We start from the raw sequence: 16903 nt of genomic DNA on the forward strand, positions 1-16903 counted from the left end.
GCGGCCTCGCGGATGATTTTCGATCCGAAATGGCGCCGATGGCGACCTGACTGGTATAACGGCGACGCGCATCCATGCCACCGTTCCATCCGAGCGCGTCCAATCATGCCGCCGTCCGCCAAACGCCGCTCCATTTTGGTCAAATCAGCGCAGCACGTCGACGAGAACGGCGTGCCGACGATCCAGAGTTCGGTCGGGCTGATGCTGCTGGGGTTTGCGCTGTTCGTCAGCGTGCCGGCGACGGCGCTAGGATTGCTTTACACATTTTCGATGGCGGCGACGGGCGAGGCGACCGATGGGCGTGAGACTTGGGCACTGGCGAGCAATTACCGGCTGATGCTGTGGGTGACGGGGAACTTACGGGCGTTTTACTTGGGGTGGATGTGCCTGGCCGCCTATAACTTCTTCGCGCAGAGGTCGGCGGCGCCGCGGATGCTGATGCAGCTGTTCGCGGGCGGGATCGTGCTGAGCCTGTTGGAAGGCTGGTGGGAAGCGTCTTTTGCCGATGGGGACGAAGCGTACGCGATGCGGGCGATGGGCGATGCCACGCGAGGGGCGTTTTGGGCGGCGATCTGGTTTATTTATGTGTGGCGATCGCGCAGCGTATCAAAGGTCTTTGTTTACCCGTTGCCAGAACGTGCGGAGCCGATGGAGATCGTGGAATTCGTCGAGGCGACGGAAGCGATAGAATCGATGACGACTGGCAGGAACGAAGCGGCGGACAGTCGAAGTCGTTTACCGCATCTGGGTAAGACGACGTCGTCCATGTGATGTTCACGTTGAACGTGGCCGGAGTAATTCGCTACGCGGCGTTCAGTTCCATCGCCGCCGGCCTCTGGTCGATCTACTTGTGGCGGTCAAAGACGGTCAAGCGAGTGTTTGTATATCCGCTGACACAGCAACATAAGTCCGCGCCTGGGCCGAGCGAGTCATCTGGAGAGCGTCATGTCTGACCAACGATCCTCCATGCGCGCCAGCGACGACCCTTCGCCAAGGCAGCCGCGGCCAGAAGCGGACTTGGCGACCTATCACATCGTCACCGACACAGTGACGGGCGTGAACTTTCGTCGCCAGGACAACGTGCTGCAGGCGATCTGCGTGTGCGCAGCGACGGCAATCGGAGCAGGAGCGGGAGTGATCCTGGCCACCCTCAATCCGCGCTGGAATCTGCCGTGGTTTGGCGGCGCGCTGTTCGGCTCATTTCTCGGCATGATCGTCGGCGTCTTCGCGAGCGGTATCTTCTTGATGATTTACCGAGCCGTGCGCCATCTTCAAGGGAAGCACGATTAGCGAATTGAGGGTGCTCGTCAGCTTGCCTACCGCAACGAGATTTCTCAGGGCGGGTTGGTCCCTATTTGCGAGCAGATCGAGAGGGTCCCCGCCGATTTTTATCTCGTAGGACTTAATTGCAACGAAGACGGATGAGCGGCGTCAGACTCACCACTCGACAGCTTTTCACGTCGACGGTTGTGGCCGCCGGGTTATTGACGTTCGCGCGAATGATGGGGTTGAGCGATGGGGCGACGCTCGTGGCGTTCGGGCCGCTGGTGGTAGTGGCGCTGCTCGGGCGATACTTGTCCGACCTGGGGTGTTTGATGGCCGTGTTTGGATATGCTTTACTTGTGTTTGCGTTTTTTGGATTTGTGGGGCTACAATAGCGGCGTGGGATTTTTTGTCGCAATCCGGGACTGTGACGCCGGGCAAAATCTCATTGACTGCACCTCAGACTTATTCAACCGCCAACACTTCTACCCGTTTAGTATGAGGATGTTATTTTGAGCGAGTTGCAGAAAGAAGACTCAAGCAAGACTTTAAAGACGATCTTTGCGATCTGTGCGGTCGTCGGCGGGCTTGTCGTCGCGGCCTCGGGCAGCGCTGCGGTGAAGGCCCTGTTTCGCAGTAATCCGTCGGACGCGACGATTGACAAGGTGCTCGCAGAGACTGCCAACGAGATCAATCGCAATCTGCCGATGATGGTAGATCAGTTCACGCGCATCAATGCGACGGCGCCGCTCCCAGGGAAAAAACTGCTATAAAAGTACACATTGCTCAATATGGACCCGCTGCCCGACCGTCAAACGATTGTCGACAGCATGCGCCCCATCACAGTGAACAATTATAGAACTTCGAAAGAGATGTCGGACTTGCGGAAGATGGGCGTGACGCTTGTCTACAGTTACGCAGACGAGGACGGCAATGAGATTGCGCAGTTTGAGATCGGGCCGCAGGACATTGAGTGACGCTGTGAGGACCGTAAGCGAGGCGAACAACGGAGAGAACGGCTCATCGCGCTTAGCTTCAACGGCTGCTTGCGACACATGACTAATTTGGTAGGTGGCATTTAGCGAACGCGTGTTGATGCGTGACGCATTGATTTTACGACGCCTGCCGGGATGGAGTGTTTGTGGGCCTGTATTTTTTAGCAACATCGGAAGTGGTAGGCAGTTCCGGCAGCGCGGCGGCTGGTGAGTGAGCAGTTCGGGACGCGGCGGCGGGTGGTCCGCGATATGCAGAGCGGCCTCTCATCGGCTGCGAATTCAGTAGTGGAAGGGGTGCAACTAAGTTGGATCTTCGGGTTAGCGGCACCAGTTTGAGTCCCGACCTGCTAATTCGGAGTTGCTAATGCGCCTACCTTCATGATGCTTTTCTTCTGGGCCTCCTGGGCTTTGCGCAATTGATGGCGGCGTCCATAGCTATTGGATCGCAGATCGTTCTGTTATCGCAGCAGGGGTCGGTCGACAGCGATGGGGATGGCACGCCGGATATTGTGGACAACGCTCCCGGAGTCGCGAACAACCAGGCTGACGCCGACCCCGATGGGATTGGCGATGCGATGGATCCGACGCCGAATGGATCGAATCCGTTTTTGGGCGATCCAGGATTGGGTCTCTATCCGAAGCACGTTTGACGCCGTCTATTTCGGCGCGCTGACGGCGAATCTCGATACCGTCACGATCCCGGCCAATCTGTTCGTGAGCAGCGGCTGGGACTTGAATACTTCGGGCAACTACATCGTTTGGACCAAGGCGATTGGGCCGGGCGTCCAAACGCAAAACGTGTCGATCACCGGCATCACGGTGCTGCCCGTGCCGGAGCCCGCGACGATCGGGTTGCTGGGGTTAGGCGCCGCCGGGCTCGTGACCGTTCGGCGGTGCAAGGCGCGACGCGATTAGCAGGCGGCTTTGCGTTGAAAATCCGCAGGAGGGTCGCTGCCGCCGGAACGACGTTGCGTCGCCACGAGCGCTTGTGGCGTTGAGCGACATCGGCGTCGGAGACGCCTCCCACAGATGATTGCTCCCACAGACGATTGCTGTTGCAAAGCGCTTAGCAGGCGGCGCGGCGACGGCGGTTGGCGACGAGCGCTACTGCCGCGGCCGCGGGAAGGAGCGCGGTCGCTGGTTCGGGGACGCCGACGGTCGAGAAGTTCTTGAAGCGGCCCGTCTGGACGTAGCTGGAGTAGTTGCCGAGCCGAAAGTAATCGACCTCGACCGTCTGGATGTTCTGGATCGCATCGGCGAAGGCGAACGAGCCCAGGTATTGGGTCCAGCTGCCGGCTTCGAGCGGCACGAAGTAGTGCTGGAGGCCGCCGCCGATCGCGGGGGTAACGGCGAAGTCGTGGAGCCAATAGCTGTTGAAGCCGCCGGCGACGACCGAGGTGAAGAGGATGCGCAGCACGGGCGGGCCGGCGTTGTTGAGCGAATCGGAGTCGAGGGCGAAGTCGAAGGCGAAGCCCTTGATGCCGGCAGCGGGGTAATTGCCCGCGAAGTTGCCGGCGGAGGCGAACGATTGCCCCTGAGCCTGAAAACCGGTGAGCCAGCCGAAACTGGCGCCGGGGCTGGCGGTCCAGGAGACGCCGTCGCCGGAATAGGCGGGCGTGCCCGCGCCGCCGAGGGCGCCGATGAACCAGCCGCGCGAGTCGCCGGGAGTGGTCCAGTTTTCGGTGTAGATCGAGGCGGCGCCAGCGTGGCGTGAGGCGAGGCAGAAGGCGGCGAGTCCCACGATGAGCGCGATGCGGCAGGGCGATGACATGAGAGGCGAACTCCTAGTGCGTCAGTAGCGGCAACTCCAATGGCCTGATGGCTCGAAGCGAGCAGCAATTTTATGCGCTGAAACGGCCAACCTGTAAAGAGCGGCGGCCGCGGGCTTGAGTTCTGCCGTATGACCAGGAGCCGCTGGCGGTAAAATGGAGTCTCCCCGGCGGCCGCCGACGCACTTTTCGCACATGTCGCTCGCAACTACAAGGAATGCGTATGTTTGCTCGTCCTCTGGTTTTGGCTGGCTATGCACTCTTACTGGCAGCGATTGCGGTCGCGATGCGCGCGGACGCCTGTTCGCGGGCCGTGTACCTCGGTCCCGAGAATACGATTATCACCGTGCGGAGCATGGACTGGGTGACGGATCTCGGGACGAATCTATGGTTGTTTCCGCGCGGGATGAAGCGGAACGGCGCGGCGGGGCCGAATTCCGTCGAGTGGACATCGAAATATGGGAGCGTGGTCGGCTCGGCATTTGACGCGGCGACAGCCGACGGGATGAACGAAAAGGGTTTGGTGGCCAACCTGCTCTATCTGGCTGAGTCGGAGTATCAAGCGAAGCCCAAGACGCCGAATCAGCAAGCGATCTGCATTTCGGCGTGGGCGCAATATGTCCTCGATCAGTTTGCGACGGTTGGCGAGGCCGTGGAGGCGTTGCAGAAGGAGACGTTTTACGTGACGCCGGTGATGACGCCGGACGGGCACGAAGGAACGGTGCACCTCGCGCTTTCCGATCCGAGCGGCGACTCAGCGATCTTCGAATACCTTGACGGCAAGCTGGTGATTCATCACGGCCGGCAATACCAAGTGATGACCAATTCGCCATCTTACGATCAGCAGCTCGCGCTCGACGGATATTGGAAGGACATTGGCGGCACGGTGATGTTGCCGGGGACGAATCGGGCCGCCGATCGTTTCGTGCGCGCCTCGTTCTACATCAAGGCGATTCCGCAAACCGCGGATATGAAGGCGGCGGTGGCGAGTTGCTTTGGTGTGATTCGCAACGTCTCGGTGCCGTTGGGGATCTCGACGCCTGGGCAGCCGAATATTTCGTCGACGCTGTGGCGCACGGTATCCGACCACAAGAACCGTCGCTACTACTACGAATCGACGCGGAGTCCGAGCGTGTTCTGGGTCGATTTGAGCGAGGTCAACTTCAACGCCGGGATGCCGGTGAAAAAGCTGACCGTCAGCGACGGGACGATCTACTCGGGCAACGTCGCGGCGAAGTTCGAAGCGACTGAGCCGTTTAAGTTTCTGCCATCGCCGGTGAAGTAGACCCGAAGCTAAGTGCAGGGAAAGGCTGGCCGCGGGGGCGTCTTGCGCGGCGATGCGAAAGACGTCACGCTGCTTTCGGCGTTGCCGCGTGTGTGAACCAGTTGACGCCGACGATCAGTGGACTGAGAACTGCCAATCCAATCAGACCGTAGGTGAATTGCACCCAATGATCGGCCGCCATGGAGAAGGCTAACAGAGCGTTCAGCACAAGGGTAAACAGGTAATTCTGAAGCGCGCATTTCCAGAAGCGATGCGCACCAACTTCTCGGTGAGCGAGAACCGAGACGGCGAGTAGAAAGCCAAGGGCGAGGCTGATTAGCGCGCCGATGACGGCAAGTAGCACAGCCCATAGACTCACGCTAATTGCAAGTCCGGCGAGGAGGCTCCCCAGCGTGCCGACGCCGACAGTGGCGATTAAAGTGCGGCGGAACAAGGGATCGCGGAGGATCGATTGCATCAAGTCGTTCCTAGCTGCCTTGAAAACCGACAAAAGCTGCGATTGGTTCGATCAGTTAGGAAAAGCGTAGCTCAAGGGGCGGCGCGCATCGGTTCGTTACGTTGGATTGTAGGGGTTGTTGCTAGCAACTTCTCTGCGCGGGCGGCCGAGGAAGCGACGGAACCTTTTAAAATGCGCAGAGGCATGTGAGAGTTGTGCGTTGCCGGCAAGCTGGGCGTTTTTCTCGCCGCTAGGGCGGGTCGTCGGGCCAGCGGGTTACGGGGAATGGTATCTTTAGGGATGAAACTTTCTTCCTCGCATGACGCTGGATGCTCAATGATTACCGCCGATCCGCTTCAGGAACTTCAACTTCGGCTGGTGCCGCTGCGGGCGACGCTGCTGGAGCATCAGCTTTACGCGCGCATCGACGGGGCCCAGGCGTTGCGGACGTTCATGGAGCACCATGTGTTCGCGGTGTGGGATTTCATGTCGCTGCTAAAGGGCTTGCAGAAGCAGCTCACCTGCGTGGAGATTCCGTGGCGGCCGGCGGGCGATCCGGCGGCGGCGCGGCTGGTGAACGAAATCGTCCTTGCCGAAGAGAGCGATGACGATGGCGAAGGTGGGTTTGCCAGTCACTACGAGCTATACGTTCGCGCGATGAACGAGGCCGGAGCGAACACCGGACCGATCGAGAAGTTCGTCGCGAGAATCGACGAGGGGGCCGGATTGGAGACGGCGCTGGCTGAGGCGAACGTCCCGGCGGCGGCGGCGGCATTCGTGGAGGAGACGTTCCACACGGTGGAGCAGGGAAGCCTTTGTGCGCTGGCCGCGGCGTTCACCTACGGGCGCGAGGACTTGTTGCCGCGCGTGTTCCGCAAGATCGTCGACCAGACCCACGCGGGCGGGGGCGGCTTTGGGCGCTTTGGGTATTATCTGAACCGGCACATCGAACTGGATGGCGACATCCACGGCCCGATGGCGGCCCGATTGGTGCGGTCGCTCTGCGGCGATGAGCCGGAACGGTGGCGGCAGGCGGAGGCGGGCGCAACGGGGGCGCTGCGAGCTCGGACGGCGCTGTGGGATGGGATGCTGGCGGCGATGGAGTAAGGCTGCCGGCCGCGGGCGGTGGGCCCGCCGGGCAGTTATTGTTTCAGCGAGATTGTCGGGGTCTTCGCACTGGCGTTGATGTCGATCTTGTCCTCGCGGGCGAGCCACCCGAGGGCGAGAAGCACCAGATCAGCCGGTGCAGCCACCGATTTTTTGAGGGCGGCGAGACTGACGCCGCCATTGCCGGCGGAGAGGGCGCCCCAGACTTCGCCGGCGGCGTGGCCGATTTCCTCGACCGTCAGGGGGCGGGCGGGGGCTGCCGCGGCGGGCGATTTTTTCGCGGCGGGCTTGGCGGGTTTCGGCTCGTCGGCCGCGTCGTTGAACAGCGACTGCGGGGCCGCGGCGGGCTGCTTCGCGGCGGCCTTTTTCACTGGTTTCGCCGTGCTTTTGGCGGCGGGCTTCAATTTCTTTTCGGTCGCTGATTGCTTCTTGGCCACGGCGGATCTCTTTTCTCAGTGCGCCGGCAAACCCACCCCAAGCTGCCTGGCATGGCTAAATGGTCCACTCCCTCAGCCGACGAGTATACGGGAGCGGAGCGGGTTGACTCAAGCAGGCGATGGACCGATGCTTCGACTGAACGACGGCGGCGAGCCGCCGGATAGTGGACGCGGAAGGCGCCGATTGTCGGCTGAATTCGCCGCCGGCGCGAGGCGTTTGTCGGCAGGGAGGAAAGGCATCACGTGAGCGACGAAATCCTGCAATCGCTGGCGGCGGAGTTCAACGACCTGAGCGACGTCGGGCAAGCGACGACGGTGTCGTTCCGACTGTTGCTGGCGGCCGTGCTCGGCGGGGCATTGGGATTTGAACGGGAGAGCGCCGGCAAGGCGGCTGGGATGCGGACCCACATGCTCGTGGCGATCGGTGCGGCGATGTTTCTGATGGCGGTGAACTTGGCGGGCGGCGGCGACCCCGAGTCGTCGCGTATTATTCAGGGATTGGTAGCGGGCATCGGCTTTCTCGGCGCTGGCGCCATTGTGAAAGGAAAACCGGGCGAAGAGATTCACGGCCTGACCACGGCGGCGAGCATCTGGATGACGGCGGCCATCGGCGTCGCGGTGGGATTGGGCCACGCATCGACCGCGATCTTAAGTACCGTCCTCGCACTGCTCGTGCTAGCGGCGATGCAGCGGTGGTGCGGCGGGCTGCATCCGAATAGGAACGGGCATAGCCGCGGCGCACCTCGAAGGAACTCCGAAATCGTGAATGATTCGGATGACTGACGCTCCCGCCCGAGGCGTCTATTCCCATAGGCGGTTCGTTTTTGCGTGGCGACTCCGGCGGGTTGTTGACTCGGGACAAACGTCGGCGCATGAAAAAACCGCCGAGCGGCTATGGAGCGCGCTCGGCGGTCGATGTTGCTCAATTCGTTCTTGGAGAACGCGCCTGGGTCGCGGCGGCGACTAGGCCATGTCCTTCAGCTTCTTCAAGGCGCGGACCTTAACGATGTTCTTCGCTGGCTTGGCAGCGACGTCCATCATTTCGCCTGGCTTGAAGGGATTCGGCACGTTCTTCTTGGCCGGTTGGGCCGGCTTATGCTGGACCACGATCTTGCAGAGACCGGGGATCGTGAAGGCTTGCGCGCCCTTCTTGCTGAGGGCTTTCGCGATTTCGTCCGACAGGCAATCGAAAATCGCGGAGACATCCTTCTTGGCCACGCCGGTGGCTTCGGAAATGCTCGCGAAGATTTCGGTCTTGGTCGGCGGCTTCTTGGCAGGGGCTTTCGCCATGTGGGGAACCTTCCTTAGTACGTATTAGTTGGGGTGGGGACGACACTTGTTCGGAATGGCCCGGGGCCCCGAGCCTTTGACGTACTAGCAATCTAGCACGCAACGTGCTGATTTAAGGGCTCTGGCGGCGAAATTACAAGCCGAAAGTCGGCAAAAACCCTAGAAATGCCGTGGTTTTCCCAACTTTCGGTCTAAAACGGCCCAGAAAACAAGGGCTAAAGTCGTCTCGCACCCAATAGCAGGCTGAAAATGCCGAATTTTCGCACGCGAACCGCGCGTCGCCGCCGAGCGACCGAAAACCGGCGACGGGCAACAAAGTTCGCTCAATTGCCATAATCGGCAGCCGGTGTAAACTTAAATTGGGCAAGGTGTTAGGCGGCGTCGCGGCCGCGACTTGCGGCGGCCACGCCTGGGTCGGGAAGACCCCGCTCGCTGACAGCAGGGCGGCGAATGAGCAATAGGGAGATCGCCATGTCAACTTGGAGGATCGTACGCAGCGCAGGCCTGAGCATTGCCGCGGCGTGGGGCCTCCAGCTTGGCACTTCAGGCCCCCTTCTCGGCCAAGAGGTCGCGTTGCAACTGGCGCCGGAAAGCGATCCGGCAGCCCCGCAGGCGACGGGCGTCCAGCCCCCCACCGATCGCGCCGTCAATCGCGGCATGGAGCGGGCCGAAGCGAGCATCGTTGCCGGTGAATTTTCGCAGGCGATTCGCTTTCTGGACGAAGTCCTCGGCCAGGACGAAGACAAGTTCGTCGAAGTCGATGACCAGGGCGAATACGCGGGAATGAAGCAGACCGCGCGGCGGCTGATTCGCGATTTACCCCCCGAGGGTCGCCAATCGTACGAAACCTCTTACGGCGCGACTGCCCAGCGTTTGCTGCAGGCGGCGATCGAGAAGGGGGACGCCAAAGCATTAGCAACGGTGGCGCAGCGGTATTTCTATACGCCGGCCGGGTACGAAGCGGCGCTGATGCTGGCGATGGATGAAGCCGATGCGGGACGCCACTTTGCCGCGGCGCTGGCGTACGAACAGTTGCTTGACGCGCCGGAAGCGGCGCGGCGCTTCGAGCCGGCGCTGTCCATTCGAGCCGCGTCGAGCTGGATGGCGGCGGGCGAGGAGGAAAAGGCCCGAGCGATTCTTGAGCGACTGCTGGCGCGCGGCGGGCAGTCGATTGAGATTGGCGGGCGGACGCGCAAGCTGGAGTCGCAACCCGAAGTGCTCGCTTGGCTGCGCGAAGTCGTGGGCGAGCCCGAGGGAGTGGTCGCCCTGCAGGAACGCCAGTGGCTTACCTATCGCGGCAACGCGGCGCGGAACGGGGCCGTCAGCGGCGGACTGCCGCACCTGCGCGTACGGTGGGAAGTTCCCCTGTTGGGCCCCCCGAAGCTGGAATCGTTGTTTGAGAACCTAATCGACAACTTGGTGCGGACGCAGCAGGTGGCCCCCATTGCGAGCAACGTCGTTGCCGCTGGCGATTACATCCTGACCCGCACGCCGCAGGGATTGCTGGCTGTCGACTTTCGCACGGGAAAGCGCATTTGGCGGAGCGAACCGCAGCGTGAGGACGTGCTGGAATTGCTCGTGCAATCGGCCGTGAACGGCGAGGAACAGGCGGCGAACCCGGAACCGGTGCGAGCGTTCGCTCGGCGATTGTGGGAAGACTATCTCTATGGCGTGATCAGCAGCGATGGCGATCAGGTTTACCTCGTGAACAACCTGACAATGCCGATGTCGCAGCAGTACGAACTAGCGCCATTCATGGGGGGCGACCTCCAAGAACGCACGGCGACGAATAAGTTGACGGCATACGAGCTCGCTACGCAGGGGAAGCTCGTCTGGGAAATCAACGGCGAACACGCCGAGGGAGACCTCGCGGGGATGTTCTTCCTCGGCGCCCCGCTGCCTGTGGGCCAATCGCTCTATGTGCTGGGCGAGACGAAGAGCGCGGTGTACTTGATTGCCCTGAACCGTGAGGACGGCTCCGTTGAGTGGCGGCAACTGCTGGCCAGCTTGGAGTCGAGCGTGCAACTCGACCTGCGGCGGCGGCTGCAGTCGATGGCGCCGTCGTACGAGGGGGGGATTATCGTCTGTCCCACGGGAGCGGGCGTCGTCATGGGGGTTGACCTGGCGAAACGTTCGTTCGCGTGGGCCTACCGCTTCGACGCCGTTTCGTTGGTCGATAGCTTCAATCGCGGCCGAGAGGATTTGGGCGTCGCGGGGATGGGACGCCGCTGGACGGAAAACGCCGTGGCGATCGCCGACGGCAAGGTCCTGCTGACGCCGCCCGAGTCGGAGTACCTGCACTGCGTCGACCTCCAGTCAGGCAAACTGCTGTGGAAGATCAAACGCGACGATATGACGCGCCTGGCCTGCATCGAGGATGGCCGCATCCTGTTGGTCGGAAATCGCAAGTTGCGCTCGATTAACCTCGTGGATGGCAAACCCGCTTGGAAGAAAGAGACGTTAGGGCTGGAGAGCGGCGTCTTCCCGGCCGGGACGGGCTTCACCAGCGAAGGGAAATATTTTCTGCCGCTGACCTCGGCGGAAGTGATTGCGATTGACCTTGCGGAAGGGCGGATTGTCGCGCGCACGGCGCCGCGCGACGGGGCGCCCCTGGGCAATCTGATTTGTCATCGCGGGTCGGTGATCTCGCAGAACGGCGCGTATCTCGATTGCTACGACCAGATCGACGTGCTGCGCAAGCGATCGGAGCGGCAACTGAAAGCGGAGCCGGACAATGTCGAAGCGCTGCGGACGCTGGGCGAGGTTGCCTACAACGAGAAACGCCTGAGCGACGCGATCGGGCTCTTGGAGCGCGCCTATCGTGCCGCGCCGGACGAGGTCGAGACGCGGGACGTGCTCGCCGAATGTTTGGCCGCGGCGCTCGACGGCGATTTTGCCGCGCACCGGGGGAAGTTAGCGCTGCTCAAGGAACTCCAGGATGGCGGCGTCGCGCGACAGATGTTGATCCTGCGGATCGAGGCGCAGGGCATGTTGCAGGCGGGCCAGCGGCTGGCTGCCGCGGAGTCGTGCCTGAAGCTGTACCATCTGGCGGGCAATCCCGAGGAGATGCTGGCGATCGGCCGCGACCATCGCACGGCCATTTCGCGTTGGGTGGAGTCGCAACTGGCGCTCATCTGGCGAGAGTCGACCGACGAGGAGCGAGCGACGCTGCGCGGCCTGATCGACGGCGAGATCGCGAAGTTGGGCGCCGAGCCGCGCGGCGAAAGCCTTGAACGATTCCTGGCGTTTTTTGGCACACTGCCGCCAACGGAGGCGCTTCGTTTGCGACATGCCCGCGAACTGGCGCTCGCCGGCCAATCGCTGGAAGCACAGCAATTGTTGCTCGACTTGGCACGGTCGGCCGACCCTGCGGTTCGGCGCGAAGCGGTGGGGCGAATCGCTTCGCAATTGCACGAAGCTGGCCTGCATTCCTTGGCGCATCAATACGATGCCGAGCTCGCCGGCCCGCTCGCTAACGAGGTCCTATTCGACGATGTGACTGGCGCGGCGCTCGTGGAGCGATGGAGGGGCGCCAATGGCGATGATCCCGCCGGCTGGCCGACGGGTCGCGTCAAGGTCGGCATGTTGCCGACCACCCCGTCGATGGGCGCCCGCACGCGGATGGCGATGTTGCCGGTGCGAATGGAGCGGAATGATTCGATTCTCGGCTTGTCTAGTGCACAACTCGGCATCCGAGGGGGCGAGGTCGCCGTCGCCGATAACTACGGACGGGAGTTCTTTCGCGCCAACGTCGAGTCGGAGAACCATGGCGTCTACCGTCAGGCGGGCAGCATCTACGGGGCGTCGCGGGGCAATTTGCTGGTGATTTCGTTGGGGCAGCAGCTGGTCGCCCTGAATACGTTGTCGTCGACCGACGCCTTGGCGCCGAGCGTCCTGTGGCGCGCTAACCTCGTGACGAATCTCAGCTACGATCAAGCGTATTCGGCCGACGTCGCCGGCGCAAACGCCATGCGGCCTGGGACCTACCGGCCGCTGCGACCTGTCAACGAAGAAGGAAAGTGGATCGGCGTGATCGGGCCGATCACGAGCCGCGGCGTCGTGTTCCAAGATCAGCGACGGCTACTCTGTCTGGATCCGACCTCGGGCGAAGTTCGCTGGTCGAGAACCGATGTGCCGCTGGGATGCGAGCTCTTCGGCGACGACGAGCTGGTTTTCGCCTGCGAGCCTGGCCAGTCGAAGGCGAGCGTTTATAGCGCGATCGATGGGCGTCTGCTGGGCGAGCGAGAGTTGCCGCCATTCCGCGAGCAGCTCACCGCGGCGGGCAGAAATCTTATCACCTGGAAGGTGGCCGGGGCGCAGGCGGAGTTGGCGTCGACTGACGCGTGGAGCGGCGAAACGATCTGGAAACAGTCGTTCGATTCGGGAGCGGCGGTCGACGTCGAACTCGGGCGCTACGTGGCTGTGGCCGACTCGAACGGACGGGTGGTCGTGGTCGACGGCGACACCGGCGCCACGCTCGTCGATTACGTTGCTCCGGAACCGAGACGCATCGACGAAGTCCACTTGCGCCTGGGGAGGGACGACATTCTGGTGTTGGCGCGTGGGCCGCAGACGATGAATCGCGGACCGCTGGTGCAGGGCTTCAGCATGCAGGATGCGCCGGTTGTGACCGGAAGCGTCATGTTGTTCGATCGACGCGACGGCTCCATGCAGTGGAACCGGCCGGCCGAAGTGGAGCGGCAAGCGTATCCGCTCAATCAGCCAATTGATTTGCCGTTTCTGCTGTTCGCTGGCCAGATGACCCCCGAAGGCAACGGCTCGCGGCCAGTGACCACGGTGCTCGTGCTCGACAAGGCAACGGGACGGACGCTCATGCGGCGCGAAGATTTGGGGCCGAACAACGGCGGTCAATGCGTTGCCCGGATTTCGGACGCGGCGCAGCACCAAGCCACGATTGAAACGGCCGGGAAAACAATCTTGCTACAATTCACCGACGAGCGGCGGCCCCCCGAGCCGCCGGCGCTAGCCGAGGTGGAGGCCGAGCGCAAGCTGGGTTGGGGCGGCGTCATGGGCATTTTTATGAAGGCGTTTCAGGAGTGATCTGACGGCGACCGCTGCGAGCCTTTGGCTCTGGACCAAACTTATGTGGAAACGGATGTTCAATCTGGCGCTGCTGTGCATTGTCGTCGTGGGCGCTGGCGCGCGGCCGGCAGCGGCAGCGGCGCGGGTCAGCGATCCCGCGGTGAAGTCGCACGTCGACGGCGGCCTGCAGTGGCTGGCCTCGCAACAGCATAAGCTTGGCCACTGGACGGCGCAGGGACGTTATCCCACGGCGATGACGGCGCTGGCCGGCATGGCGATGCTCTGCGAAGGTTCCACGACCACCCAAGGCAAGTATGCCGAAAACATTCGTCGGGCCGTCGACTATCTCACCAATCGCAGCCGGCCGAATGGGTTGATTGGCGATAAGGACGACGACCGTTACACCTATGGGCATGGCTTTGCGATGCTGTTCCTCTCCGAAGTGTTGGGCGAGGAAGAAGATATGGAACGGCGGACGGAGTTGATCCGCGTGTTGACGAACGCGGTCGAGTTCACCGGTTACGCCCAGACGCCGGCGGGGGGTTGGGGCTATGTCAGCGCCAAGGACGGAGGCGGGTTTGACGAAGGGTCGACGACCATCACGCAGGTGCAAGGGCTGCGCGGCGCCCGGAACGCCGGCATTCCGGTGCCTAACGAAGTGATCGAGAAAGCGGTTAAGTACATCCACAACTGCACGCTGAAGGATGGCGCTGTGCAGTACAGCTCGAAGGGCGGCGGCGGACGCCCGGCGATTACCGCCGCGGCCATCGCGTGCCTGTACAATGCCGGCGAGTACGACGATGATTACGTCCCGCGGATGATGGAGTACTGCCGCAAGCAGCTCGACCCCGCGGCGCGCGACAGTTTCGGCCACTGGCACTACGCCCACTTTTACTACTCGCAGGTGCAATACCGTGAAGGGGGCGACGTGTGGGAAGATTATCGCGGAGCGGTCGAAAAGCGAATTCTCGCCGACGCCACGGCGGTGAAAATCGGCGACGAAACCGCGTACACATGGAACCAAGGATACGTCGGGCCCGTCTATACGACGGCATTGAACTTGATCATTTTGCAGTTGGATAACGCGTACTTACCTATTTATCAGAGGTGAAAGGAAGAGCTGAGAGGCGGGAGGTCAGAGGTCAGTAATGACTTGATTCTCCGCGCACCGCCCCAACTCTACCCCCTGACCTCCCGCCTCTACTTGCCCTTGAGATTTCCTGCATGAACGAATCTGCGGACGCCGTCGCCGACGGACAGGTGATTGAAAAACTCGGATCGGCGGTCGACCGGATTCGCGGGCAGTTGGCCCAGGTGATTGTCGGGCAGGACGAGGTGGTCGATCAGCTGCTGATCAGCCTCTTCAGCCGAGCGCATTGTTTGCTCGAGGGCGTTCCAGGCCTGGCGAAAACGCTGCTCATCAGCACGCTCGCGCGGACGATGAACCTATCGTTCAGCCGGATCCAATTCACTCCCGATTTGATGCCGGCGGACATCACCGGCACCGACATCATTGAAGAGAATCGTTCAACGGGGCAGCGGGAGATGCGGTTCCTGGAAGGGCCGCTGTTCTCGAATGTGATTCTGGCCGACGAAATTAATCGGACGCCGCCGAAGACGCAGGCGGCGCTGCTCGAAGCTATGCAGGAGCGGCAGGTTACGGTTGGTCGGGTGCGGCATCAGCTGAGCGACCCGTTCTTCGTGCTGGCGACGCAGAATCCGATCGAACAAGAAGGGACCTATCCGCTGCCAGAGGCGCAGCAAGACCGGTTCATGTTCAAGGTGCTGGTGAGTTACCCCAGCTTTGCAGAAGAGTTTGAAGTCGCGCGACGGACGACGACGGCGATCACCGATACCGTCTCGGCGGTGATCTCGCCCGAGGAGATTATGACCCTGCAGCGGTTGGTGCGCGAGGTGCCGGTAAGCGACCATGTGATTCGCTACACGCTGTCGCTGGTGCGGCAGACTCGCGTGGGCGAGCCGGGCATACCGGAGTTTGTCGCCGACCAGCTCGCGTGGGGCGCTGGCCCGCGCGCGGTGCAGTTCCTGATCGTCGGCGCGAAAGCGCGGGCCCTGATGGAGCGCCGCACCCATGCGACCGTGGACGACATTCAGGCCCTCGCCAAGCCGGTGCTGCGACACCGGATTGTCGTCAACTTTGCCGCTGAGAGCGACGGCGTGTCGTCGGACGACGTCATCGATCGGCTGATCCAGTCCACCCCGGCTCGCGAGGATGAATTGGCCAATGACGCCCGATTCAAAGCGATTTTTGCATCCTGAAGCGATTCGCCGAATCGGGCGCCTGGAGCTTCGTGCGCGGCACGTCGTTGAAGGGTTCATGAGCGGGATGCATCGCAGCCCGTACTTCGGCCGATCGATCGAATTCCTGCAGCACCGCCAGTACGCGCCGGGCGACGATTTGCGCCACGTCGATTGGAAGGTCTGGGCGAAGGCTGATCGACTGTACGTGAAGCAGTTCGAGGAGGACGCCAGCATGCGCTGCACGCTGGTCGTCGACGTGTCGAAAAGCATGGAGTACGGCCGTGGGCCGCTGAATAAGTACGAATACGCGGCGACGGCGGCGGCAAGCCTGGCCTACCTGCTGCTGCGGCAGCACGATGCAGTGGCGTGTCTGGCGTTCGACGAGAAGATTCGCGCGCGGACGCCGATGCGGAGCACGCAGGTGCATCTGGCGTCGATCGTGCAGGCCCTCGACGCCAACCGGCCGCAGGCGAAGACCGATCCAGGGAATGTGCTGCGGCTGATCGCCGAGGAGAATTATCGCCGCGGGTTGATCGTCGTCGTGTCGGACCTGCTAGGCGACGTTGCATCGACGTTGCGGGGTCTGCGGCTATTGAGGCAGCGCGGACATGACGTGTTGGTGTTGCATGTGATGGACGACGATGAGCTCGATTTCCCGTTTGACGGACCGACGCGGTTCGAGGGACTGGAACTGCCGGCCCATTTAAACTGCAACCCGCGTGCGCTGCGCGAAGGATACCTGGCGGCGGTCGAGACGTTTGTGTCGTCGCTGCGACATGGGTGCGCCCGCGACGCGGTCGACTACGAATTGATCAGGACAAGTCAGCCGCTAGACGCGGTGCTCGCGGCATTTTTGAGTCGGCGGTTGGCGGCACGGAAGTAACGGCGTCGCCGGAGCGCACGAGTTCATGAACTACATAACCAACTCACCAACCCGTTGCGACCATTTAACCCCGTCCGCTGGCGGCGGGAACGCGGGCTGTCGCCCGCGGCTCATTTGGCGGGCTGCGTCAGCG

At 62.2% G+C, this 16903-nt stretch carries 17 protein-coding genes; 13 read left to right on the forward strand and 4 right to left on the reverse strand.

All coding sequences use genetic code 11. The annotated features are described in order from the left end of the window. The first annotated feature begins 105 nt into the window (after positions 1-105). The 6 genes from I41_RS14440 (at position 106) to I41_RS14460 (ending at position 3173) form a co-directional block, all read left to right on the forward strand. Positions 106-771 (forward strand): DUF2569 family protein, encoded by a 666-nt coding sequence (locus I41_RS14440; protein ID WP_168206912.1) that lies wholly within the window; start codon positions 106-108, stop codon positions 769-771. Between the two features lie 174 nt (positions 772-945). Next, a complete protein-coding gene (locus I41_RS14445; protein ID WP_145433464.1) occupies positions 946-1290 on the forward strand; it encodes a hypothetical protein in 345 nt (114 codons plus the stop codon). 131 nt (positions 1291-1421) lie between these two features. Continuing rightward, a complete protein-coding gene (locus tag I41_RS14450) occupies positions 1422-1658 on the forward strand; it encodes a hypothetical protein (protein ID WP_145433466.1) in 237 nt (78 codons plus the stop codon). Positions 1659-1775: 117 nt separating this feature from the next. Further along, positions 1776-2036, forward strand: a complete 261-nt coding sequence (locus I41_RS14455; RefSeq protein WP_145433468.1) for a hypothetical protein — start codon at positions 1776-1778, stop codon at positions 2034-2036. Positions 2037-2093: 57 nt separating this feature from the next. Further along, positions 2094-2240 carry a hypothetical protein gene (locus tag I41_RS27290; protein ID WP_168206913.1) on the forward strand — a complete coding sequence of 49 codons (147 nt, stop codon included), beginning with the start codon at positions 2094-2096 and terminating at the stop codon, positions 2238-2240. Between the two features lie 609 nt (positions 2241-2849). Next, positions 2850-3173: a PEP-CTERM sorting domain-containing protein gene (locus I41_RS14460; protein ID WP_210420953.1), complete on the forward strand. Its 324-nt coding sequence runs from the start codon at positions 2850-2852 to the stop codon at positions 3171-3173. A 151-nt stretch (positions 3174-3324) separates the two neighbouring features. On the opposite strand, the gene I41_RS14465 is transcribed toward I41_RS14460, so the two are convergent. Beyond that, positions 3325-4029 (reverse strand): hypothetical protein, encoded by a 705-nt coding sequence (locus I41_RS14465; RefSeq protein ID WP_145433472.1) that lies wholly within the window; start codon positions 4027-4029, stop codon positions 3325-3327. A 221-nt stretch (positions 4030-4250) separates the two neighbouring features. Here I41_RS14465 and I41_RS14470 point away from each other — a divergent pair, with 221 nt between their 5' ends. Continuing rightward, complete coding sequence (locus I41_RS14470) at positions 4251-5312, forward strand: linear amide C-N hydrolase (protein ID WP_145433474.1); 1062 nt, start codon at positions 4251-4253, stop codon at positions 5310-5312. A 64-nt stretch (positions 5313-5376) separates the two neighbouring features. Here I41_RS14470 and I41_RS14475 read toward each other — a convergent pair whose 3' ends face one another. Next, positions 5377-5769 carry a hypothetical protein gene (locus tag I41_RS14475; protein ID WP_145433476.1) on the reverse strand — a complete coding sequence of 131 codons (393 nt, stop codon included), beginning with the start codon at positions 5767-5769 and terminating at the stop codon, positions 5377-5379. Positions 5770-6084: 315 nt separating this feature from the next. Between I41_RS14475 and I41_RS14480 the strand changes: the two genes are divergently transcribed. Beyond that, positions 6085-6855, forward strand: a complete 771-nt coding sequence (locus I41_RS14480) for a DUF3050 domain-containing protein (RefSeq protein WP_145433478.1) — start codon at positions 6085-6087, stop codon at positions 6853-6855. A 35-nt stretch (positions 6856-6890) separates the two neighbouring features. On the opposite strand, the gene I41_RS14485 is transcribed toward I41_RS14480, so the two are convergent. Further along, positions 6891-7292, reverse strand: coding sequence for a winged helix-turn-helix domain-containing protein (locus I41_RS14485; RefSeq protein WP_145433480.1), 402 nt, complete (start codon positions 7290-7292; stop codon positions 6891-6893). A 243-nt stretch (positions 7293-7535) separates the two neighbouring features. On the opposite strand from I41_RS14485, the gene I41_RS14490 reads away from it, so the two are divergent. Beyond that, positions 7536-8075, forward strand: a complete 540-nt coding sequence (locus I41_RS14490; protein ID WP_145433482.1) for an MgtC/SapB family protein — start codon at positions 7536-7538, stop codon at positions 8073-8075. A 180-nt stretch (positions 8076-8255) separates the two neighbouring features. Here I41_RS14490 and I41_RS14495 read toward each other — a convergent pair whose 3' ends face one another. Beyond that, positions 8256-8582: an HU family DNA-binding protein gene (locus I41_RS14495; protein WP_145433484.1), complete on the reverse strand. Its 327-nt coding sequence runs from the start codon at positions 8580-8582 to the stop codon at positions 8256-8258. 471 nt (positions 8583-9053) lie between these two features. Here I41_RS14495 and I41_RS14500 point away from each other — a divergent pair, with 471 nt between their 5' ends. The 4 genes from I41_RS14500 (at position 9054) to I41_RS14515 (ending at position 16770) form a co-directional block, all read left to right on the forward strand. Beyond that, positions 9054-13643: an outer membrane protein assembly factor BamB family protein gene (locus I41_RS14500; RefSeq protein WP_168206914.1), complete on the forward strand. Its 4590-nt coding sequence runs from the start codon at positions 9054-9056 to the stop codon at positions 13641-13643. A gap of 43 nt (positions 13644-13686) precedes the next feature. Continuing rightward, positions 13687-14736: a prenyltransferase/squalene oxidase repeat-containing protein gene (locus tag I41_RS14505; RefSeq protein WP_145433488.1), complete on the forward strand. Its 1050-nt coding sequence runs from the start codon at positions 13687-13689 to the stop codon at positions 14734-14736. 113 nt (positions 14737-14849) lie between these two features. After that, positions 14850-15905, forward strand: a complete 1056-nt coding sequence (locus I41_RS14510; RefSeq protein WP_145433490.1) for an AAA family ATPase — start codon at positions 14850-14852, stop codon at positions 15903-15905. Next, positions 15871-16770, forward strand: a complete 900-nt coding sequence (locus I41_RS14515; protein WP_145433492.1) for a DUF58 domain-containing protein — start codon at positions 15871-15873, stop codon at positions 16768-16770. The genes I41_RS14510 and I41_RS14515 overlap by 35 nt, the downstream gene beginning before the upstream one ends. Positions 16771-16903: the final 133 nt, after the last annotated feature.

The organism is Lacipirellula limnantheis, assembly GCF_007746075.1.
GTDB classification, from domain to species: domain Bacteria; phylum Planctomycetota; class Planctomycetia; order Pirellulales; family Lacipirellulaceae; genus Lacipirellula; species Lacipirellula limnantheis.